Consider the following 19573-nt stretch of genomic DNA (forward strand, 5'->3'; position numbering starts at 1 on the left):
CCCCTACGCCGAGGTGATCCATCGCCTTGAGGCCGGTGGCTCGATGCTGCCTGACAATCCGGAGAATCTGCAGCAGATCATCGGCATCTACAAGGCCTATGCCGTGCCGATGGATTTCTATTGGCGCGACCTTCTCTACATCGCCGAGAAGGTTTTCCTGAACCCGTTGCCGGCCTTTAAGTACTTCATTTCTCAGGAGTATCTGGATCGGCCCAACAGCTATTCAGGCGATCAGTCTCAACTTCGGATCTGGAGAGGTGGCGAAAAAGCCCATCCCGAACTGCGGGAGTTCATGGCCAAGGGTGAAACCGGCTCCATGTCCAAACTGTTGCATCACCTCTGGCACGACCGGGTGAACATGGAGTTCGCGGAGGCATGCATGGATGCCATGTTCTGGCACCAGGGCATGGGTGGCCGCTTCAACGACTACCTCGTTTCCGAGCCCTATCGGGAGCAGGCAGACCGGGCCATCAAGGCCTACTTCAACGGCAATCCCCTGATGCTGGGCCTCTACCGCCTGTTCCCGGATCTGTTTCTTGAGCAGGTGCGCAAACTCTCCTACTACGCCAATCTGGGCCTTTTCTGGGAGGTGATGGCCCCGGTGTTCTTCGAGATGAGTGACCTCTACGACGAGGGCAAACTCACCTCGGTGCCTGCGGCCATGGACTTCCTGGTGAACGGGATCTTTGCCGTCGCCGGTCGACCGATCTATCACCATGTGTTCATCCGGGGCGAATGTTTCGAGATCATTCCCAAGAGCTGTGGCTTCACCTGGCTGTATGAGGCGGCCTTGCCCTATGTGGAGGCTGTCTTCTATCGCACCTCGCCCTTCCGTGGCACCAAGAGCTACAACGCCCAGGCGATGCAGGTGCCCGCTGATCAGGCCGACTTTCACTACGGCATCCTCTATGCCGATGTGTTTCCCGTGGGCTCAGCGGGGATCCCTCCCACCCTGTTGATGCAGGACATGCTGCACTTTCTGCCTCCCTATCTGGAGGTGATGTACCGCAACCACAAGCGCGGTGATGAGGACAAGCTGATTCAGCTGGGCATCACCTTCCAGCGCTCGATGTACAACGTCACCTCCGCGGTGATCCAGGCTCTGCGCTGCGCGCTGCTGTACCCCCTCGACGACCCTGATCCCGCCCACCTGAGCGCCAATCGCCAGTTCTTTGAAGCCCAGATGGACCGTTTCCTGCGGCCCGAAGCCCGCCTCACCGCCATCCAGACCCAGGACTACCGCTGATCCGTCCCCCAGGCGGCACAGCTGCCTGCCCTTCTCCTGGYCCCTCGCCCTTTTTCCATGGCCACCATTCTCGAAAMGGCTGCCTCTGCGGGCAGCTTTCAGACCCTGCTTGCCGCCGTTGATGCCGCCGGCCTGCGGGGCGCTCTGGAGGGCCCGGGGCCGTTCACCGTGTTTGCCCCTGTGGATGATGCCTTCGCGGCCCTGCCCCCCGGCACCGTCCAGACCCTGGTGGACAACCCACCCCAGCTGGCCCGCATCCTCAAGTTCCATGTGCTCTCCGGCGACCATCGCCGCGAGCAGCTGGTGCAGCAGCCCCAGTGGGACAGCCTGGAGGGAGCTCCCGTGGCGATCCGGCGGGCAGAGCCCTTTGAAGTGAAGAACGCCTCGGTGGTGGCTGCCGATGTGGTCTGCGACAACGGCGTGGTTCACGTGATCGATCGGGTGATCCTGCCTGGGTGATCACCCGGCTGCCGCCGGATCGGCGGAGCGGCGCGTCTGCGGGATGGGGCCATCCAGGTCGGAACGGAACTGAAGCGTCATCCCGCCCAGATGCTGGCTCACCAGCTCCAGCAGCCGCATGAAGGTCTGGTGGGTCTTGGGCGCTCGCAGGCCCATCGCCTCGCGGCTGAGCAGCACCAGTTCCAGCACCCTGCCATCGGCCTTGGATTGCACGTCGGCAAAGAGCTGCATGCGCTGGGTTTCGCCGCCCTGTTTGACCATGGCGCCGAGGTGGGCCGAGGTGCGGTGATCCACCTCGGCGTTCAGGTCCCTGAGCACCGGGTCGAGAGCCTTGAGCATGGCCCCCGACTCGGGGTGGCCTTCAGGCTTGAGCACCAGCAGAAATCGCGCCATGGACGCTTACGTCGGGCTTGACGCTACTGCGACCGGGGCCCTGCGAGCTTGGCGGCCCGCTGGGGTCGCGGTTCGGCTTCTGCACCTGTGCGGCGGCGCTGGCATCCTGAGGGATTACTGGGTGGTGACCCCGTCATGGCCCGGTCTGGATCGGGATCCGTTGCTGTCATTGGGGCTGGGGTCGCTGGCTGCGCCACCGCCGCCCAGCTGCGTCGGGCCGGTTTTGATGGCCGGATCAGCCTCTGGGAGACCGGGCGCGGCCCGGGCGGGCGGGCCAGCACACGCCGCTCCCGGGGCGATGGGGCCCTGGCGATCGACCATGGGGCCCCCCTGCTGAACATCCGCAGCGAGCGGCCCCCGGAGCTGCTGGAGCCCCTGCTGGAGGGGGGCTGGATCACGCCGTGGAGCGGTCTGATGGCCCTGCTGGAGGGGGAGTCGCGCCTGCACATCGGGCGCCCCGATGTCCTGGGGATCGGCCAGCTCTACCGGGGTGCGGACGGGATGGATGGTCTCTGCCGCGGCCTGCTGCAGCTGGGGGCCAGTGGTGCCCAGCCCGCTGCCGAGGCCCATTACGGCACCTTGATCCGCTCCCTCGAGTGCGCCTCCAGCGGCAGCTGGCGGCTGCGGGATCGCCAGGGGGAGTTCCAGGGCGAGGCCGACTGGCTGGTGCTCAGCAGCACCCTGCTGGCTCACCCCCGCAGCTGCCTGCTGTTCGAGTGGCCGGAGGTGCCGCTGGTGCGGGCGGCCGCATCGCTGGGGGATCTGCAGCTCGATCACGCCCTCACCACCATTGCGGGCATCCGCGCCGAGGCCCGCAGCAACCTGTTGTTGCTGTTCCCCCCCGAGGACGCGCTCCCGTGGAGCTCGCTGCCGTTCTCCCTGGTGAACTTCGATCCAGCGGCTCAGCAGCGCTGGGGCCTGCGCCGGATCAGCATCCAGCCGCTTCCGGACGGCCGCTGCGCCGTGGTCGCCCATTCCAGCGATGCCTTTGCGGCCGACCACCTCGATGTCTATGGATCCCACTCCGCCGTGGCCCGGCTGCTGGATCTTCCCGTCGATGCCGGCCGTGAGGAGGATGTGATCCAGGCCCTGGCCAGGGCCGTGATGGAGTGCCTGGCCCCCTGGATTGATGACCTCACCCTGGAGCGTGCCTCTCCGCAGCTGATGCGCTGGGCGGCGGCCTTCCCGGTGGCGCCAGGTCTGCCCCCGTCCCTGCGGCTGTGCCCGCTCAGCCGCGTCGGCTTCTGCGGCGACTACCTCGACGGCGAGGGCTTTGGCCGCATTGAGGGTGCCCTGCACAGCGCCGAACAGCTGGCCGCTTCCCTGCTGCAAGCTGGACTGACCTAGAGCCGGGAGCGCCCGATGCCGTCCCATCTGCTGATTTCCGGGGCTGTAACGCGATGGCTGCTGTCGCCCCTGCTGGCCCTGGGACTGCTGCTGCTGGGCCCAGGCTCGGCGGCCTGGGGGCTGGAGGCGGCCAACCAGCCCAGCCGCTACAGCTGCGATGGCGACCTGCTGCTGGCCCGGGTCGAGAACGGCGCGGTTGATGCTCCCGGCATCCCCAACACCCTGGCCGGCACCCTGCCAGGGGCCTTTGTGGTGATCGATTGGCGCGAGCTGCACCTGCAGCTGCCCCGCACCAACAATGCCGGAGCCCCCAGCTTCGGTGATGGCCGCTGGTGGTGGAGCCTCGAGGATCCAAGTCGGCCCACCCTGCTGCTGCAGCAGGCCCAGCAGACCAGCTTCGCCTGCTCGGCTCTGCCCGCCTCAGGCTCGCCAGCTGCTGCCGCGTCCCGGTAGCGTCGACAGGTCGAGGTGGACGATGTCCCCAATCCGTTGGGGGCGTTTTCCGAGATGGGGCTCTGCGGAGCCCCTTTTGCTTGGCAGCCGTTTCCGGATGGACGCCACCCGCTCCCCCCGAGTAACCTTCGGCCCTACGGCACGGCTATGCAGAGTCCCTTTGGCGACTGGCTGCCGGAGGTGGTGGTGTTCCACCCCATCGGTTTCGAGGATGCCCAGGCGATCGTTGAGGCGGTGCGGGAGCTCAAGACCGCGGTGGTCCATGCCGGTGCCATGGACCGGGCCGAGGCCCAGCGCCTGATCGATTTTGTGGCCGGGGGCGTCTGCGCCATCGATGGGCAGGCCGAGTGCCTCGATCCCCTCACCTTCGTGTTTGCTCCTGAGGTGATTGCCCTGCAGCGCGACAGGCCCGCCGAGTCCTGAGCTTGGCTCAGTGGATTGAGGTCACCGTGTTGAGTTGCAGCCAGCAGCCGCTGGGTGCCAGCTTCTCCACCACCACACTGCGGTGCTGCTGCTGGGCGAGGGTCTGGGCGAAGGTCTCGGCCTCATCCCGGTCCCAGAACCTGGGCGCGATCACCTGCTGGGGCACACTCTGCTCGCGCTCAACTTTGGGGCGCACGCGATACCGACCTTCTGGATTGGGCACGACCATCGGACCATTCTGGGGGCAGGCTCTGCGCTCTGGTCCAGCCTCCGGATTTCTCCAGGATTGGCGAGCCCACCCGCCTCGCCGCTCACCGCTTCGCCGCTCACGGCCTCAGCAGTTCCTTGCCCAGCCGCTCCAGGGCAAGCGGTGAACGCAGCAGCTGGTCGTGGGTCCACACCAGCAGTTCCTCGCGGCGGCCCCAGGGCAGCGCCGCCTGCCACCCCGGCGTCACGATCAGATCGAATGGGGTGTAGAGGCTCACGCACTCCAGCTGCTGCAGGGCCCTGCTGTCCTGGTTGAGGCGCCGCAGCAGGGAGCTGCCGTGGCCCATGTCGGCGATGCCGGGCAGCAGCCAGGGTGGGCAGGCCAGGGCGTTGAGGGTGCCCTGCTGGGGACTGCCCAGGCTGATGAACCGACGGGTGCGCTGATGGCCCCCCAGCCACTGCAGCCAGATGCGGGCGATCACCCCGCCCATGGAGAAGCCCAGCAGGTCGATCGGCTGGGTCGCTCCCAGCTGGGTGGTCAGATACGCGGCCAGCTGCTCCGCCAGCCTTTCCAGGGGAACCTGGCCGATGCCATGGGGAAGATGCGGTATCAGGATCGGCTGGCGCCTGCCGTCCAGGTGTCGGATCAGGGGGTTGAACACCCGCGGGGTGTCCCAGAGCCCATGCACCAGCACCAGGGGTGGTGCTGCCTCAACCATCCAGGCGCAGCATCCGCTGGCCCGGCGCCAGCTTGGCCTGCTCCTCGAAGATCGCTGCCAGTACCGCCTGGCTGGCGGCGGGGTGTGCCTTGATCCCGGCGACAATCCGCTGGACATCCTCAGGGGCCAGGCCTCCCTGCAGGGTCCTGGCGTGGAGCTTCTGGCGGAACTGCTCCAGCAGCGCCTCCTCCTCGGCGTTGAGGGGGCGGGCCCCCGGGCGGTCGATCTCCACGGTGCGCCTCTGCCACGGACCTGATCGTTTCACGCTAGGTGCGGCAGGCCCTGAGGTCAGGGGCGCCTGCGTCAGCACCTCATGACGCTCGCCCCCGTTGACCCGCGCCCCTTCATGTTCTGTTACACTCCACGCAACGTTTCGTCACCCGCCTCCCATGGCCGACAACACCGCTTCCCGCTTCGGCTTCGTTGCTTTCGCTGAAACCTGGAATGGCCGTCTGGCCATGATGGGCTTCGTCATCGGCCTGGCCACCGAAATCCTCACCGGCCAAGGCATCCTGGCCCAGGTTGGTCTCGGCTGAGTTCACCTGCTTGCGGGCTCAGACTGCTCGGCTCCGTGCCGATCGTGGCTGCGCCCCATCCCCTCTTCTGATTCCAGAAGGCAAGCCCAGGACACCCTGTTCTCCAGCCTCCGGGCTGGGCTCCTCACCGGGTCTCTGACACTGTCAGAGACCCGGTTTGCGTTCCATGCCTCCCTCCCAGACGCCCTCTCCAAGGGTCGTGAAGCTGCAGATCATGGCGGCGGTTTTTGTGCCCATGGCCCTGCTGGGGCTGTGGCTTCGCTCCCAGGGCTTCTGGTGACCCGCTGACGCCGCGGCAGCAGGTGGTGCACGGCATGCATCACCACGCCCCAGATCAGCAGCTCTCCGCCGGGGTCGTCCACGCGGATGGCGGGGATGGCGGGATCGCTGGCCACCAGGTGCCATGGCGGCCGCTCGCCGCGCAGCTGTCGCAGCACGAAGCGCCCCTCGTGAATGGCCACCACCGTGCAGCCCGGCCGCGCGGCCACGCTCCGGTCGATCACCAGCAGGTCGCCGTGCTGGATGCCGGCTGCCTGCATGGCGTCGCCCTCCACCCGCATCAGGAACGTGGAGGTGGGCCGCGGCACCAGGGCCGTGTTCAGGTCGATCGACGCCTCCACGTAGTCGTCAGCAGGACTGGGAAACCCCGCCGCCACGCTCTCCAGGGCGAGCGGCAGCGCCTCACCTGAGGCCTCGTTGCTGATGGCGCCCAGCCAGCGCAGATCGGCTCGCTGGGCGGTGTTGTCAAGGCGGCCCATCCAGCTCCAACCCAGTCTGATACGTACATTTGTACTGCACCTCTGGGGCGGCCGGTGTCAGTCGCCGCAGCCGCGGCGGATCACCTCCTGCTGCAGGGCTCTGAGCTGGCCATCGTCGGGGATCTGGGGCGCGAACAGCAGCGCCCAGGCGAGGGGGACATCGCCCTCCCGCAGGGCGCTGTCAATGGCTCCCAGCCACTCGGCCGGCTGCCCCCCCGCGCTGAGCTGGTCGATCAGCCGCTGGCTCTGGGCCATGCGGCTGGCCGAGGCACCCACCAGGTGCACATGGGCAAAGGCCTCAGCGGACGCCTCCTCGGGGCGCAGCTGCAACAGCACCGGTTCGCCGGGCCGGATCGGCGTGGTGGGCCAGTCCAGGGGGGTGCGGATGGGTTGGTCGGGGCTGCTCACCAGGCGCCAGGTGTCGGCTCGGGGCCGTTCGATGCGCAGCTCCAGCAGGGGTTCCACCAGCACCAGCCGGGGGCGGGACACCGGCACAACGCCGAGGGCGTCGGCCATCTCGACCGGCTCCACGCGCGGCGCCACCACACACACGGCCACCGGCAGTTCCGGCTGCTGCAGGGCACGGCTCGAGGGTGTGGCGGCCAGCCCCACCAGCACCAGCCCGGTGATCAGCCGGGAGTGCATCAGAACGATCCTGAGGGGGCGCTGATCAATGGCCGCTGGTCCGGCCTGGAGGGGGGCATGGGCCTGGAGGAAGAGGAGCGGGACCGCCGGATGGATGGACGACCGCCATCACGCTATCCATGGCCGCTTGCAAGCCAAGGGTGTTGTGGCGGCCCTGTCAGAGCGACCCTGTCAGACCTTCGGAGTGGTTCAGCTCAGGATGCGTGGGCCGGCGCGCCAAGCTGGGACGTGACTAAGTTCCGGATCCCGTCGAGGGGGCCCACGCTCAACACGCCGCCACCATGAACGATCTGCTTGTGCTCGCCGCCAGCAACGGCGAGAACCTGCGCCTGGCCGAGCGCTTTGTGGCGGCGGCCACGGCGCACAAGCTCAGGGCCGAGGTGCTCGACCTCACCGCCCTGGAGCTGCCGCTGTATTCCCCCAGGGCCCAGGCCGCGGGGACGCCCGCCGTCCTGCCTGCCCTGGAGACCACCCTGGCGGCGGCGCCGCGCTGGGTGATCTGTGCGCCGGAATACAACGGCTCGATTCCGCCGGTGCTCACCAGTGCCATCGCCTGGCTCTCCGTGCAGGGCAGCGACTTCCGGGCCCTGTTCAACCAGCGGCCGATTGCCATCGCCACCCACTCGGGTGGGGGCGGCCACACCGTGCTGGCGGCGCTGCGGTTGCAGCTGGCTCACCTGGGGGCCCATGTGGTGGGCCGCCAGCTGGTGAGCAATGGGGCCAATCCCGCCAAGGAGAGCAGCATCGCCGATCTGGTGGAGCGGCTGAGCTCCATGCAGGCACCCCGCCCATGACCACCGGCGTTGCCGCGGCCCCCGCACCGCTTTTGCGTCCGGCGGCGCAGCGGTTCCACAGCCGCTTTGACTGGCTGGAAAGCTGGCACTCGTTCTCGTTTGCCGATCACTACGATCCGGCCTGGATGGGCTTCGGACCACTGCGCGTGATCAATGACGACACCATCGCGGCTGGTCGGGGCTTCGGCATGCACCCGCACCGCGACATGGAGATCATCACGGTGATGGTGGAGGGCCAGCTCAGCCATTGCGATTCGATGGGCCAGGTTGCGGTGATTGAGGCGGGAGAGGTGCAGGTGATGGGTGCCGGCACGGGCGTGCTGCACAGCGAGATGAACCAGGGCGATCGCCCCTGCCGGCTGCTGCAGATCTGGATCGAGCCCAGCCAGGCCGGTCTGCCGCCGGTCTACGGCCAGAAGCCGTTCCAGCTCGGTGCCGACTGGACCCCCCTGCTGGATCCTGCCGGTGCCGCAGGTGCTCTCGCGGTGCGGCGGCCGATCCGTCTGTGGCGGGCCAGGCCCGGGGCCGGCGACGTGCTGGATCTGCCCCTGACCCCCGGCGGGCTCGGCTGGTTGCAGCTGATCGATGGCACCGGCGCGGTGCAGGCTGCGGCTGAGCCGCCTGGAGCCTCCGGCGAGCATCAACGCAGCCGGCCGCTGCAGCGCGGCGACGGCCTGGGCTTCGGGGCGGATCGCCTGCGGGCCTTCAGCGCCGGCCCCGGCGGTGCCGACCTGCTGCTGTTTGAGCTGGGCTGAGGGGCAGCACTCATGGCCGTACGTCCGCCGTATCCGACCATGGGGGACCCCGTGCTCCCCGCCCGGCTTGCCATGCTTCAGCCCCCCCGCGGCTACCTCACCCTCAGCTGGCTGGGTCTGGTGGCGAATCTCCTGGTGCTGCCGCTGATGCTCTGGGTGATTCTGCGGGAGCCCACCTGGCGCACGGTGCACATCGTGGTGGGGGCCAGTGCGGTGCTGCCCACGGCGGTGGTGGGCCTGGTGGGCACGATCGCGCTGCTCAAGTGGCGGGCCTGGGGCCAGATCGTGGTGATCGTGGCCCTGGCCATGAGCCTGGCGGTGGGGCTCCCGTACGGAATCGTGCGGCTGGCCCTGTTCAGCGAAGGCCGTGGCCTGACCGCCGTGGTGGCTGGTGTTCTCTGGGCCGCCAACACGGCGGCGCTGGTCTATTGGTGCCGTCCCAGCATCCGCCGCTACCTCACCTGAGGGCGGCTGTCCAGGCTGCAGCCACCCGCCTGACCCGAAGATGTTGTGAAGGTGACAGTTTCTGGCTGTCACAAGGGCGATGATCAGAACTGGTTTTCGCGTTGTGGGAGATGGCTTCAGTTCATGCCCAGCATTTGCGTCACTACCGCCTTGTTGATCAGCAGGGCTCACCCCACCCGGTGCTGGACGACCTCTACGACTCGCTCGACGCCGCCTGGGCCGAGGCGATGGGATGGTGGCAGGAGCAGGTGNNNNCCAGCCAGGGGCCGGTGGAGATCGGCGTTGAGGTGAGCACGGCCAGCGGTGATTGGCGCACCTTGCGCTACCCGGGCGGCAGCGCCTGATCGCCAACCCCTCAGGTTCAGCGCCAGTCCGGCTGATAGATCCGCAGGGTGGCGAAGCCCAGCGACGAGGGCGTGGGTTGGGGGCCAGCCGGGATGGCCTGCACCTGGAACATGTAGGTGTCGCTCATGGATGGATTGGCCCAGGGCTTGAGCATCACGGTGATCGTCTGCCCGGGTGCCACGGGTTCGGGAAAGGTCACCTGCACCTCCCGTTTCCCGGGGTCAAAGCTGGCCTCCACCGCAATCGCAGCACCCTCCCGGCGCGGCCTGCCGACAAAGGCCCTGGTGCGTTCAGGGCTGAATGGGAAGTGGGTGTCGACGCCACGGGTCTGACGGACCGTCAGGCCTCCCAGGGAGGCGCCGGCGTCGGCCGCCAGCTCCACACTGAAGTAGTACTCCGCTGCGGGCTGGGACACGGTGGTGTAGTAGCTGACCAGATCCACCTTCCAGGGCGGCCGCGTGAAGTAGGTGCTGCCGCGCAACTCCAGGGCCCGCAGCGGGGCAGGAGCCAGCAGGGCCAGCAACGCCAGGCCCATGGCCGCGCTGCCCAGGTGGCGCTCCTGGCTGGGCTGCCCAGGACCGGCATGACGGCTGAGAGGGGCCATGGGCGCGAACGTCGGCGTGCCCTCAGACGCTAGGAGCGGAGCTGAGAAAGGGCTGGGGATCCTGGTCGCNGNMMRATSGWKSWCGGGCAGGGGCTCGGGCTGGGCCGAGGGGTCTTTCGGGTCGAGCGCGGCGGTGGTTTCCAGGCTGGTCCGCAGGCGTCGGGCCGCATGCAGGGGCATGTCGCGCGGCACGCTGATGCGATCGCGCAGGGTGCGCAGGCCAACGGCCGTGCCGGCCGGTGGCGGGCAGGGTATGCCGTGCACCAGGTGAGTGAGGGCACAGCGCAGGGCCTGGTCCATGACAGGTCCGGCCAGGGCCGGGCGCTGCTGAAGGGTGACCCGGTGGCGCAGCATGCGGCCCAGGGCCACGGCGGCGGCATCGACTGGTTCTGGGGCAGAGGTTTCCGGATCGGTGCCCGAGGCGTCACGCAACGGCCAGGGGCCCCGGTCGATGCGGGCGGCCAGGGCCTGTTGTGCGGCGCTGCCGTTGGCGTAGCAGCCGCCCATCTGGGGTGGCAGGTCGTGGGCGTGGGTGTGGAAGTCGCTCTGGGTGCCGAGGTAGGAGGAATGCTGTTCCAGAGCGGCGAACCAGCGGTCGATCGCTGGGTGTTCCTGGCGCAGCAGAAAGCCCTTGTAGTAGGCCAGGGAGGCGTTCATTCGCTCCAGGTAGGGCACAAACACAAGGTCTGCGCTGCTGAGCTCCTCCAGCAGGAAGGGCCCGGGTGCTTCCTCCAGGGCCTGTTCCAGCCGGGTGGCCTTGCGCTGGAAGCGCAGGCGGGCGTCCTGCTCGGCGGCGGGGCCTGGCTGGGGCTGACACAGCCACTGGCACCAGGCGCGAAACAGGTGTCTTTCCAGCTGTCGCAACAGCAGAACCTGGGGATGGCCCATGCCTGCCACCAAGGGCCCGAAGGCCCGTTCAAGACACTCGAGGATGCGATCACTCTCGGTGATCCGCTCTCCATCCAGTTCCACGGCCGGCAACATCCCAGAAGGAACCAGCTGGCGGTACCAGCGCTCCTTCTCGCCGTAACAAAACATCGTGACCTTGCGGATTCGATAGGGAATCCGCTTCTCCTCCAGCCAGAGCCACACCTTCTGGCAGTAGGGGCACCAGGCGTGGTGATCGCGGTAAAAGGTGACCCTCAGCGCTGATTCAGGCTGACCGAACAGTCGCAGCAGGGCCTGGGCGTTGGTGCTGCCCTGGACGCGATCAGCCTCAGGCTGCGCCCAGGTGGCGAGCTCGGACCATGGCAGTGGAAGAGGCGAGCCGGCAGTGGTGACAAAGCCTGGTTCGCCCATCGTCTCGGGGGACGGAGCCTGCATGGCCATTCTCCACTGGGGTGAGGTGGTGCCGCTGGACAGGCTTCCGCCATGGGGCCGCTGGCTTGAGCCAGTGACCGGCCAGGGGCCGGCCACTGGCTGGCTGGGAGTGCGGCGGTGCTGGTGCTGCCCTCAGGGATTGAGGGTGTCGTCTCCGGATTCGCCGGTGCGGATCCGGATGGTGTTGTCCACGGGGCTGATGATGATCTTGCCGTCGCCGATCTCACCGGTGTGGGCGGCGCTTTTGATCGCTTCCACAACGCTGTCCACCACCTGATCCGTCACCACGGTGGTGATGTGCATCTTGGTGAGCAGCTTGGCCTCAACCTTGACGCCGCGGTAAACCTCGGTGTGACCCATCTGGCGTCCGAAGCCCTGAACCGTTGACACGGTGATGCCGTTGATGCCGATGGCCACAAGGGCATCCTTGACAGCGTCCAGCTTTCCAGGGCGCACAATGGCTTGAATTTGTTTCACGTGATACCAGGTTGACCCAGCCTCTTCTAGAGGCTGAGAGCGCCCGCTTCTGTAGCAATGACGGCTTTCTGCAGGCCTATCTGTCGAACGCCGACACGGCTGAACCGTTCGGGTTGAGGCAGGGGGTGAGCCAGAGGATGGAACGGCCCGCAACAGGCGCCGTTGACCATCCTCCTGCAGAGTCCCTTGCGGGGCTCAGTGGTGGTAGTTGGCACCGCGGTACTGCAGATCCGTGGAGGGGTCTGCCGGTGCAGGCTCATGGCGCAGAGGGGCCACGTAGTGCAGGCCACGGTAGGTGTGCTCCACCGCCTCAGTGGAGGGATGCTCATGCTGGCTGGCGTCGTAAGCCACGCCGCGATAGCGCAGAGGGGAGTTGGTCATGGTGGCGTCCTCAGTTGGAAGAGAAGGGCCAAGTGGGGCGGCGCGGAGCGCTTGGGCGTCGTTGACGACCCCCTTGACGTGGAGGAGCGTTGCTTCGTCCGTGCCCGCGGCGACCGGGGTCAACGCGAGGATCGGGCTACTTCCAGCAGACACGGCCTGCAGGGCTCAAGGGAGTCCGGCGGAGCGTGCACAGGCCCAACGTTTTGTCCTGAAACCTCATCTAAGCCGAGATTTCTGTCCACTGCGAACAGATCGCGGAAACCGTGCTGAAACGTTGCAATTCTTCGGTGTCCCGGGTGGGCGTGCTGCGCGCCCCGGGGCGGTGGGCGACGCCTGGGAGATCACCGCTGCTGATGTCCCGGGCTCGGCAACCGAGGCCGCCTAGAGCCATTTTGTAGCGAAAGCAACATCAGCCGGCAGCGTCAGAGCGCATTGTCAGTCGCAATGGATGTCTTGCGGCATCCAAAACTCCATCGTGCAGCCGTCTTTCTGATCTGCCCATGACCATTGCTTCGCACCCTCCCAGGCGTACGAAACGCCTGCAAGAGGCGAGTCTGATGGAAGGACCAGCCCTGCTGATGAGCAGGATCCGAGGTCTTTCTTCCCAGCGCGGCCTCATCTGGTTCGCCTGTATTCCTTTCGCACTCTTCGGCCTGGGAGTGTTCAACCTCTCAGCCCACGCTGCAGAGCTCCCGGAACTCACGGCCGCCTTCCTGGCCAACAACCTCTTCATTTTCATCTGCGCGGTTCTGGTCATCTTCATGAATGCCGGCTTCGCCATGGTGGAGTCCGGTATGTGCCGCCAGAAAAACGCGGTCAACATCCTGCTGAAGAACCTCATCGTCTTCGCCCTGGCGGCCACCGCCTATTGGTTCATCGGCTACTCGGTGATGTACGGCGATTCGGTGCTGGGCGGCTGGCTGTTCTTCAAGGGCCTGTTCTTCGATCCCACCGTCACGCCTGAGATGGTGAGCGAAGGCTCTCTCGTTCCCACCGTCGACTTCTTCTTCCAGGTGGCCTTCGCCGCCACGGCAGCCACCATCGTCTCCGGACTGGTGGCCGAGCGCATCAAATTTGGTGAGTTCGTGGTCTTCTCCCTGGTTCTGGTTGGGATCCTGTATCCCATCTCCGGCTCCTGGCAGTGGAATGGTGGCTGGCTCTCAGAGCTTGGATTCATCGATTTCGCCGGCTCCTCGATCGTGCACTCCTTCGGGGCATGGGCCGGCCTGATCGGAGCGATCCTGCTTGGCCCCAGGATTGGTAAGTTCGCCGAAGGCAGGCCTCAGGCCCTGCCAGGCCACAACATGGCCATTGCCACCCTCGGCTGCCTCATTCTCTGGATCGGCTGGTACGGATTCAACCCAGGCTCTGTTCTGGCCATGGATCAAACGGTTCCCTACGTGGCCGTGACCACCACCCTGGGTGCCGCTGGCGGCGGTATCGCCGGCACACTGGTGTCCCAGATCAGGGGCGGCAAGCCCGACCTGACCATGACCATCAACGGCATCCTGGCCGGACTGGTGGCTGTGACGGCGGGCTGTGACGGCTTCTCGATGGCTGGAGCATGGGTTGTGGGCTTCATCGGTGGCGCTCTTGTGGTGTTCTCGGTGTCCTTCATCGACGGCCTCAAGATCGACGACCCCGTTGGAGCCTTCTCGGTGCACGGCACCTGCGGCATCTGGGGCACCCTGGCCGTGGGTCTGTTCAACATGGACAAGGGTCTGTTCACCGGCCATGGTGCTTCCCAGCTTGGCTTTCAGATCGTCGGCGTTCTTGCCTACGCGATCTTCGCCATCGTGGCCTCCCTGATCACCTGGTCGATCATCGGTGCCATCTTCGGAGGCATCCGCGTCTCCGAGAAGGAGGAGATCGAGGGTCTCGACATCGGCGAGCACGGCATGGAGGCGTACCCCGACTTCGCTGCCAGCGCCAAGTAACGCTGCGAGCCGGGGCCCAAGCCTCGGCGATTACTGCCATCAGCCCGCGGCTCTGCCGTGGGCTTTTTGCTGTCTGGGACCCCTCCGGAGTCCTCCGGGCCGGACCCCGACCAAGCAAGCTGGGGGTTCTTCCCCGCCGACCTCTGCGTCTGTCTCCATGGGTGACCGTTTCGATCTGATCGTGCTCGGTGCCGGCTCCGGAGGCTTGGCTGCCGCCAAGCGGGCGGCCAGTTACGGGGCCAAGGTGGCGATCGTGGAGGGCGACCGGGTGGGCGGCACCTGCGTGATCCGTGGCTGCGTCCCCAAGAAGCTGCTTGTCTATGGCTCGGCCTACAGCCACCTGCTCGCCGATGCCGCCAGCTACGGCTGGGAGCTGGCCCCCTGGCGCAGCGATCCGGCGCGGCTGCTGGCGGCGGTTCGGGCCGAGGTGGATCGGCTCAACAGCCTGCACATCGGCTTCCTGGAGAAGGCCGGCGTGGCCCTGGTGCGGGGCTGGGGGCGCTTTGTGTCTGCCGATGCCGTGGCGGTGCAGGGCGCCGATGGTTCTGAGCGGCAGCTGCAGGCTGATCACATCCTGGTGGCCGTTGGCGGCCGGCCCTATCGCCCCCCCTTCCCAGGCGCCGAGCTGGCCTGGATGAGTGATGACATGTTTCTGCAGGAGAGGTTGCCTGAGGCCGTGGCCGTGGTGGGCGGCGGTTTCATCGCCTGCGAATTCGCCTGCATCCTCAACGGCCTCGGCGTGCGGGTGACCCAGCTGGTGCGGGGCGATCACCTGCTGCGGGGCTTTGACCGCGAGGCCAGCGAGGCCGTGAGTGAGGCCATGCAGCAGCAGGGCATCGATCTGCGCTTCGCTCACACCCCGAAGGCGCTCACCCAGACCTCCAGCTCCGCCGGCCTCACTCTCACCACCCAGTCCGGCGAGGAGATTGCCTGCGGTGGGGTGCTGCTGGCCACCGGGCGCAAGCCGTTTCTGGACAACCTCAACCTCGAGGCGGCCGGCGTCGCTGTGGAAGGCGATGCCATCCCGGTGGATGCCGACCAGCGCACCAACGTGAGCCATATCTATGCCGTGGGCGATGTGACCGACCGCATCAACCTCACGCCGGTGGCGGTGGATGAGGGCCGGGCCTTTGCCGACACGGTCTACGGGCAGCGGCCGCGGCAGGTGAACCACGACCTGGTGGCCAGCGCCGTGTTTTCCCAGCCGGAACTCTCCGGGGTGGGTCTCACCGAGGAGCAGGCCTGTGAGCGCCATGGCGCCGCGGCGATCCAGGTGCATCGGGCCCGCTTCCGGGCGATGAGTCAGGCGCTGCCGGCCAGGGGGCCCAGGGTGCTGCTGAAGCTGATCGTGGAGAAGGCCAGTGACCGGGTGCTGGGCTGCCACATGGTGGGAGAGCACGCGGCTGAAATCATTCAGATGGCGGCTGTGGCGATCGGCATGGGGGCCACCAAGGCTGACTTCGACCGCACCATGGCCCTCCATCCCACGGTGGCGGAGGAGTTCGTCACGATGCCCAACTAGGGACGAGCCCAGTCAGTGCCAGCTGGCGCCACTAGCTGGCCGGGTCGACTCCGGGGGCACCTGCGTTGGCCCTCGGCTCGAAGCCCCACTGGGCCCTCAGCCCCGGGTTGCTCAGCTCCCAGGCGTGTTCGGAGGGGGCGACGTTGTGGGGTTGGCGGCAGGGAACCAGAGCCCGCTGGGCGAAGGCCTTCTGCAGCTRTGCGGCGTAGTGCTCGCTCTGGACGATCAGGCCGTTGAGGTGCTGCTGGCCTCCTGCTGCCTTCAGCATCGCCTCGTTGGAGCGGCACAGGGCAAGGTCCTGCAGGTGCTGCTCCAGCCAGTTCCATTCGTAGTGGAGCATCGCGTCGCTGCAGTGCTCCAGCTCGCTCACGTAGAGATCGGCCGGAGGCCGCTCAGGCGCGCCGGCTGGCGGGGCAGCGGCCTGGTGATCCAGGCGCTGGCCAAGGCGCTGCATGATGGCGCGCAGTTCACTCATGGGCCCAGGCGATGCTCCTGGCCATTGTTGCTGGGCGAAGGGGCCTTCAGGCGCCGCCGGCGGCGCCGTAACCCACCATTGTGGCCTTGACGTGGGCCAGGGCGGTCCCTTCGAGGAACTGTTGATCCAGCAGCAGCAGTGCTGCCGAATTGTCCCCGGCGAGCCGCAGGCGTTTGCGCACGAAGCGGGCCTCCGCCTCCTCCTTGATCTGCTCCTCCACGAACCAGTCGAGCATCGCCGAGGCACTGCGCTCGCAGTTCTCCTCGGCCAGGCCATAGAGCCGGTTGATGGAGGCTGTCACCTCCTTCTCCATCTCCGAGACCCGGTCGAACAGCTGCTGCACCGATTGCCAGTCGCGCTGGGGTGCCTGGATCGTGGGCAGGATCACCTCCTCATCACAGTCCACCAGATAGGCGATCATCCGCGCCGCGTGGGCGCGCTCCTCGTTGCTCTTCTCGAGCATGTACTTGGAGAATCCCGCCAGATCCTTTTCCCGCAGCCAGATCGACATCGACAGGTAGCTGTGGCTGGCCTGAAACTCCGATTCCAGATGGCGGTTGATGGCGGTGGTGAGCTGGTTCATCGCAGGGGAGCGGGGCCACGGTTGGGTTTGGAGGCCAGCCTATGAACCCTGGGGATGGCCAGCTGCTGATGGGCCCAGTGGGCACTGAGCGCCGCCAGCAGGCTGAGCTGGTTGCCACGGATGCGAAGCATGGGTGCAGGAGCGGTTGCGTTCAGACTGCCGCTCACCGCTCCCCCGGTCGAGCCGTCAGGTGACGCCTGCGGGCAACCGATGGCACAGAGCGATGTGGCCTCCGCTCGGATGGGCCGGCCAGGATGGGGGTCACTGGAAGGTGACCATGGCCCGACTGCTCGTGATCCAGCACCTTGAGCGCGAAGGCCCGGGCCAGTTTGCCGCCGCAGCGGCTGCCCGGKGCTGGGAGCTGGAGGTGCTGCGTCCCGACCTGGCCCAGCCCCTGCGCGATCCCCTCGACGACGAGATCCTGCTGGTGCTGGGGGGGCCGATGGGTGTGGCCCATCTGGGCGACCCCGCCCTGGCCTGGCTCRCCGAGGAGGTGGCCCTGCTGAAGCGGGTGCTGGCACGCCAGCAGCCCGTGATCGGCATCTGCCTGGGCGCCCAGCTGCTGGCCCATGCGGCGGGAGGCACGGTGGAGCCGCTCACCTGTGGGGTTCCGGCGCTGCCGGTGCGGGAGGTGGGCTGGGGGGCGGTGAGCTTCCTGGGGGACCCCAGCCAGGAGCCTCTGCTGCGGGGGCTGGAGGCCAGTGAACTGATGCTGCACTGGCATGGCGATCGGGTGCGTCTGCCCGCCGGTGCCGAGCTGCTGGGCTCCACGTTGCTTTGCCCTGAGCAGATCTTCCGCCTCGGCGCGCGGGCCTACGGCCTCCAGTGTCACGGCGAGGTGCTGGAGCGGGATCTGCAGTGCTGGCTGGAGGAGGACGCGGCCTATGTGGCGGCCGCCCTGGGCCCTGGGGGGGTGGCGCGGATCCGCGCCGACACGCGCCGCTGGGGCGCCAGGGCCGAGCGGCAAGGGCGCCGCCTGATCGACAATCTGCTCGATCTGCTCGTGCAGACGACCCCGGCATCCCCGCTCAGCTGATCCCGATCTGCAGCGGGCGCCGCTGCAGACGCGGCCCCTGGCTGGGTTGGATCGCCTGGGGCAGGGAGCCGGCGGCCAGCGGCTCCAGGCTGTTGAGGCTGTAGGTGGTTTCGCTCAGTCCGCCCGCGCCGCCGGAGAGCTCCAGCAGGGTGAGGCTCTGCTGCGGCGGGGCGGTGCTCTGGAGCAGCTGGCGCGGGCCGCTGCCCATGGCGCCGAGGCTGAGCAGGTTGAGGCCCCCCACCCGGCCGGGGAACCAGGTGTGGTGATGGCCACTGATGTAGAGGGCGACCCCCTGGCGCTCCAGCAGCGCCCGCAGCAGGGCGGGCTGATGCAGCACCTCGCCGCTGCGGTCCCGGCCCTGGCCCACGGCGTAGAGGGGCAGGTGGCCGATCGCCAGCCGCAGCCGGGCCTGGCGGGCCTGGGGGCTGGCGAGCTGCCGTTCCGCCCAGCGCAGCTGCTCCCCCCCCAGCCCCGCGGAGGACGCGTCCAGCACCAGCACGAACACGCCTCGGTGCAGCAGGCTGTAGCGGAAGGGGAAGTCCGAGCCGTCCAGCAGCGTGATCCTGAGGCGGGAGCGCTGGGCGAGCCAGAACCGGCTGGCTTCCTGGCGATCCAGGGCGAACGCGTAGCGCCCGTTCTGCTGGCTGCTGGAGGCATCGTGGTTGCCCATCGCCGCAGCGAAGGCAAGGCCATCGCTCAGCAGGGGATCGAGCACGTTCACCCCGAAGCTGCGCCACATCGCCTGCAGCTGGCTGGCCGTGAGCCCCCGTTTCTGGCCGGCCACCATGTCGCCGGCGCAGAGCACCAGCTCAGGGCGCAGGCGGCCCAGCAGAGCCACCCCCCGCCGCACCTGGGGCACGTAGGTGGTGGAGCCGTAGCTGCTGTTGAGATCGCTGATCAGGGCGATGCGCAGGGGGCTGTCGTCTGCGCCGGTTCCTGGCGTGAGGCTGGCGGCGCTGCCCGACCTGCTCCACAGGGGCCGGGCCAGCCAGAAACCGGCCCCCCCGGCGGCCAGCTGCAAGAGATGCCGTCGGGAGCAATGCATCGGCGTGAGGGAGTGGCTGGGCAGGGCGGCTCAGGGGGAGGCCAGGCCCTGCTCCGATCAGAACACGGCGAGGGAGGCGCCCAGCACCACCACCATCGTCGCGATCAGAGCCACGGCCCAGAGGGCGTGGGACGTGGCGTCGGCGGGAGTTTCCCCAGCTACCGCGGCAATCTCGTCGGCGTAGAGATTGTCGTGGTTCTCGAGGTCGTGAGTGCGCATGGTGGTCCTCCCGAGGGGTGGTTTCAACCTAGGCAGCACCCCCAGCACGCACCACCTCCAGGCCGTGACGAGATGTGTGGGGGTATGACGAATCGCCGTGGCGGTGATCAGCTACCGGGCGTCGCCTGGCGCTTGCCGCCCCTGCGGCCCTTGCCGGGGCCTCCCACGGGCGCCTCGATGCCATTGCGCTCATAGATCTTGCGCATCTCGTCGCGGTACTGGCCCCGCAGCTTCTGATTGGCCTTGCGCTCGTCTTTGCGGCAACTGCGCAGCTGTTGCTGGTTGGACGCCCCCGACACGCAGCGCTCGCTCTTCTGCTGGATCTGGGAGCGCTCCTTCTGCAGCTTGAGGGTGAGCGCCTTGCGCTCCGGGAAGATCTTCTCCCGCTGGGCCGGGGTGAGCCGCTCGGGGGGGGCGGACGTCTGGGCC

General features: G+C 67.7%; 28 protein-coding genes and 1 pseudogene. 13 read left to right on the forward strand and 16 right to left on the reverse strand.

Annotated features, from left to right (window positions below; genetic code table 11):
- Together IQ216_RS02845 and IQ216_RS02850 are read left to right on the forward strand one after the other, a co-directional pair.
- Positions 1-1246, forward strand: a 1246-nt coding sequence (locus IQ216_RS02845; protein ID WP_193814251.1) for a CO2 hydration protein, incomplete at its 5' end; no start/stop codon positions are given.
- A 57-nt stretch (positions 1247-1303) separates the two neighbouring features.
- The gene (locus tag IQ216_RS02850; RefSeq protein WP_193814252.1) at positions 1304-1705 is read left to right on the forward strand and encodes a fasciclin domain-containing protein; all 402 of its coding nucleotides are present in this window, start codon (positions 1304-1306) and stop codon (positions 1703-1705) included.
- Here IQ216_RS02850 and IQ216_RS02855 read toward each other — a convergent pair whose 3' ends face one another.
- On the reverse strand, positions 1706-2098 hold the full coding sequence (locus IQ216_RS02855) for a hypothetical protein (protein ID WP_186699233.1): 393 nt from the start codon (positions 2096-2098) through the stop codon (positions 1706-1708). It lies immediately after the preceding gene.
- Between the two features lie 135 nt (positions 2099-2233).
- Here IQ216_RS02855 and IQ216_RS02860 point away from each other — a divergent pair, with 135 nt between their 5' ends.
- The 3 genes from IQ216_RS02860 to sepF all read left to right on the forward strand — a co-directional run bounded on the left by IQ216_RS02860 (position 2234) and on the right by sepF (position 4321).
- Complete coding sequence (locus tag IQ216_RS02860) at positions 2234-3445, forward strand: FAD-dependent oxidoreductase (protein WP_193814253.1); 1212 nt, start codon at positions 2234-2236, stop codon at positions 3443-3445.
- Positions 3446-3460: 15 nt separating this feature from the next.
- Positions 3461-3898 (forward strand): hypothetical protein, encoded by a 438-nt coding sequence (locus IQ216_RS14065; protein ID WP_228007062.1) that lies wholly within the window; start codon positions 3461-3463, stop codon positions 3896-3898.
- A gap of 147 nt (positions 3899-4045) precedes the next feature.
- A complete protein-coding gene (gene sepF / locus IQ216_RS02870) occupies positions 4046-4321 on the forward strand; it encodes a cell division protein SepF (RefSeq protein WP_186699237.1) in 276 nt (91 codons plus the stop codon).
- Positions 4322-4328: 7 nt separating this feature from the next.
- Here sepF and IQ216_RS02875 read toward each other — a convergent pair whose 3' ends face one another.
- From IQ216_RS02875 to IQ216_RS02885, 3 genes are all read right to left on the reverse strand, one after another.
- The gene (locus tag IQ216_RS02875) at positions 4329-4550 is read right to left on the reverse strand and encodes a hypothetical protein (protein WP_186699239.1); all 222 of its coding nucleotides are present in this window, start codon (positions 4548-4550) and stop codon (positions 4329-4331) included.
- 97 nt (positions 4551-4647) lie between these two features.
- Positions 4648-5247, reverse strand: a complete 600-nt coding sequence (locus tag IQ216_RS02880; protein WP_193814255.1) for an alpha/beta fold hydrolase — start codon at positions 5245-5247, stop codon at positions 4648-4650.
- Positions 5240-5479 carry a hypothetical protein gene (locus tag IQ216_RS02885; protein ID WP_193814256.1) on the reverse strand — a complete coding sequence of 80 codons (240 nt, stop codon included), beginning with the start codon at positions 5477-5479 and terminating at the stop codon, positions 5240-5242. Before IQ216_RS02885 ends, IQ216_RS02880 begins: the two co-directional genes overlap by 8 nt.
- Before the next feature lie 157 nt (positions 5480-5636).
- Between IQ216_RS02885 and IQ216_RS02890 the strand changes: the two genes are divergently transcribed.
- Positions 5637-5783 carry a chlorophyll a/b-binding protein gene (locus IQ216_RS02890; protein WP_186699245.1) on the forward strand — a complete coding sequence of 49 codons (147 nt, stop codon included), beginning with the start codon at positions 5637-5639 and terminating at the stop codon, positions 5781-5783.
- Between the two features lie 212 nt (positions 5784-5995).
- Here the strand turns inward: IQ216_RS02890 and IQ216_RS02895 are convergent, their stop codons facing one another.
- Positions 5996-6541 (reverse strand): LexA family transcriptional regulator, encoded by a 546-nt coding sequence (locus tag IQ216_RS02895; protein WP_193814257.1) that lies wholly within the window; start codon positions 6539-6541, stop codon positions 5996-5998.
- Between the two features lie 57 nt (positions 6542-6598).
- Positions 6599-7186 carry a hypothetical protein gene (locus IQ216_RS02900; protein ID WP_193814258.1) on the reverse strand — a complete coding sequence of 196 codons (588 nt, stop codon included), beginning with the start codon at positions 7184-7186 and terminating at the stop codon, positions 6599-6601.
- Positions 7187-7467: 281 nt separating this feature from the next.
- Here IQ216_RS02900 and IQ216_RS02905 point away from each other — a divergent pair, with 281 nt between their 5' ends.
- From IQ216_RS02905 to IQ216_RS02920, 4 genes are all read left to right on the forward strand, one after another.
- Positions 7468-7980, forward strand: coding sequence for an NADPH-dependent FMN reductase (locus IQ216_RS02905; RefSeq protein WP_186699250.1), 513 nt, complete (start codon positions 7468-7470; stop codon positions 7978-7980).
- Positions 7977-8735, forward strand: a complete 759-nt coding sequence (locus IQ216_RS02910; protein WP_193814259.1) for a pirin-like bicupin family protein — start codon at positions 7977-7979, stop codon at positions 8733-8735. Before IQ216_RS02905 ends, IQ216_RS02910 begins: the two co-directional genes overlap by 4 nt.
- A 72-nt stretch (positions 8736-8807) precedes the next feature.
- Positions 8808-9200, forward strand: a complete 393-nt coding sequence (locus tag IQ216_RS02915) for a Hepatitis C virus core protein (protein WP_186699254.1) — start codon at positions 8808-8810, stop codon at positions 9198-9200.
- Positions 9201-9310: 110 nt separating this feature from the next.
- A complete protein-coding gene (locus IQ216_RS02920; RefSeq protein WP_193814260.1) occupies positions 9311-9544 on the forward strand; it encodes a hypothetical protein in 234 nt (77 codons plus the stop codon).
- 17 nt (positions 9545-9561) lie between these two features.
- Here the strand turns inward: IQ216_RS02920 and IQ216_RS02925 are convergent, their stop codons facing one another.
- The 4 genes and pseudogenes from IQ216_RS02925 to IQ216_RS02940 form a co-directional block, all read right to left on the reverse strand.
- Positions 9562-10149 carry a DUF2808 domain-containing protein gene (locus IQ216_RS02925; protein ID WP_193814261.1) on the reverse strand — a complete coding sequence of 196 codons (588 nt, stop codon included), beginning with the start codon at positions 10147-10149 and terminating at the stop codon, positions 9562-9564.
- A gap of 22 nt (positions 10150-10171) precedes the next feature.
- A pseudogene (locus IQ216_RS02930) lies at positions 10172-11448 on the reverse strand (glutathione S-transferase N-terminal domain-containing protein).
- 153 nt (positions 11449-11601) lie between these two features.
- Positions 11602-11946, reverse strand: a complete 345-nt coding sequence (locus tag IQ216_RS02935) for a P-II family nitrogen regulator (protein ID WP_186699260.1) — start codon at positions 11944-11946, stop codon at positions 11602-11604.
- Between the two features lie 195 nt (positions 11947-12141).
- On the reverse strand, positions 12142-12327 hold the full coding sequence (locus IQ216_RS02940) for a DUF4278 domain-containing protein (RefSeq protein WP_193814262.1): 186 nt from the start codon (positions 12325-12327) through the stop codon (positions 12142-12144).
- 500 nt (positions 12328-12827) lie between these two features.
- Here IQ216_RS02940 and IQ216_RS02945 point away from each other — a divergent pair, with 500 nt between their 5' ends.
- Positions 12828-14264 (forward strand): ammonium transporter, encoded by a 1437-nt coding sequence (locus IQ216_RS02945; RefSeq protein WP_193814263.1) that lies wholly within the window; start codon positions 12828-12830, stop codon positions 14262-14264.
- 157 nt (positions 14265-14421) lie between these two features.
- Entirely contained in the window at positions 14422-15786 is a 1365-nt protein-coding gene (gorA, locus tag IQ216_RS02950) for a glutathione-disulfide reductase (protein WP_193814264.1), read from the forward strand.
- A 31-nt stretch (positions 15787-15817) separates the two neighbouring features.
- Here gorA and IQ216_RS02955 read toward each other — a convergent pair whose 3' ends face one another.
- Genes IQ216_RS02955 through IQ216_RS14395 form a run of 3 tightly spaced genes read right to left on the reverse strand, consistent with a single transcriptional unit; the run spans position 15818 to position 16975 of the window.
- Positions 15818-16261, reverse strand: coding sequence for a hypothetical protein (locus IQ216_RS02955; RefSeq protein WP_193814265.1), 444 nt, complete (start codon positions 16259-16261; stop codon positions 15818-15820).
- Positions 16262-16307: 46 nt separating this feature from the next.
- Complete coding sequence (locus IQ216_RS02960) at positions 16308-16844, reverse strand: ferritin (RefSeq protein WP_186699270.1); 537 nt, start codon at positions 16842-16844, stop codon at positions 16308-16310.
- Positions 16841-16975 carry a hypothetical protein gene (locus IQ216_RS14395; RefSeq protein ID WP_255460128.1) on the reverse strand — a complete coding sequence of 45 codons (135 nt, stop codon included), beginning with the start codon at positions 16973-16975 and terminating at the stop codon, positions 16841-16843. Before IQ216_RS14395 ends, IQ216_RS02960 begins: the two co-directional genes overlap by 4 nt.
- A gap of 146 nt (positions 16976-17121) precedes the next feature.
- Between IQ216_RS14395 and IQ216_RS02965 the strand changes: the two genes are divergently transcribed.
- On the forward strand, positions 17122-17880 hold the full coding sequence (locus tag IQ216_RS02965) for a type 1 glutamine amidotransferase (RefSeq protein WP_193814266.1): 759 nt from the start codon (positions 17122-17124) through the stop codon (positions 17878-17880).
- Here the strand turns inward: IQ216_RS02965 and IQ216_RS02970 are convergent.
- The 3 genes from IQ216_RS02970 to IQ216_RS02980 form a co-directional block, all read right to left on the reverse strand.
- A complete protein-coding gene (locus IQ216_RS02970) occupies positions 17873-18925 on the reverse strand; it encodes a metallophosphoesterase (protein WP_193814267.1) in 1053 nt (350 codons plus the stop codon). The two genes, IQ216_RS02965 and IQ216_RS02970, sit on opposite strands and share 8 nt — an antisense overlap.
- 57 nt (positions 18926-18982) lie before the next feature.
- Positions 18983-19144, reverse strand: coding sequence for a hypothetical protein (locus IQ216_RS02975; protein ID WP_186699276.1), 162 nt, complete (start codon positions 19142-19144; stop codon positions 18983-18985).
- A gap of 107 nt (positions 19145-19251) precedes the next feature.
- On the reverse strand, positions 19252-19573 hold a 322-nt coding region (locus IQ216_RS02980), incomplete at its 5' end, for a hypothetical protein (protein WP_193814268.1).

The organism is Cyanobium sp. LEGE 06143 (genome assembly GCF_015207535.1).
In the GTDB taxonomy this organism is placed as follows: domain Bacteria; phylum Cyanobacteriota; class Cyanobacteriia; order PCC-6307; family Cyanobiaceae; genus NIES-981.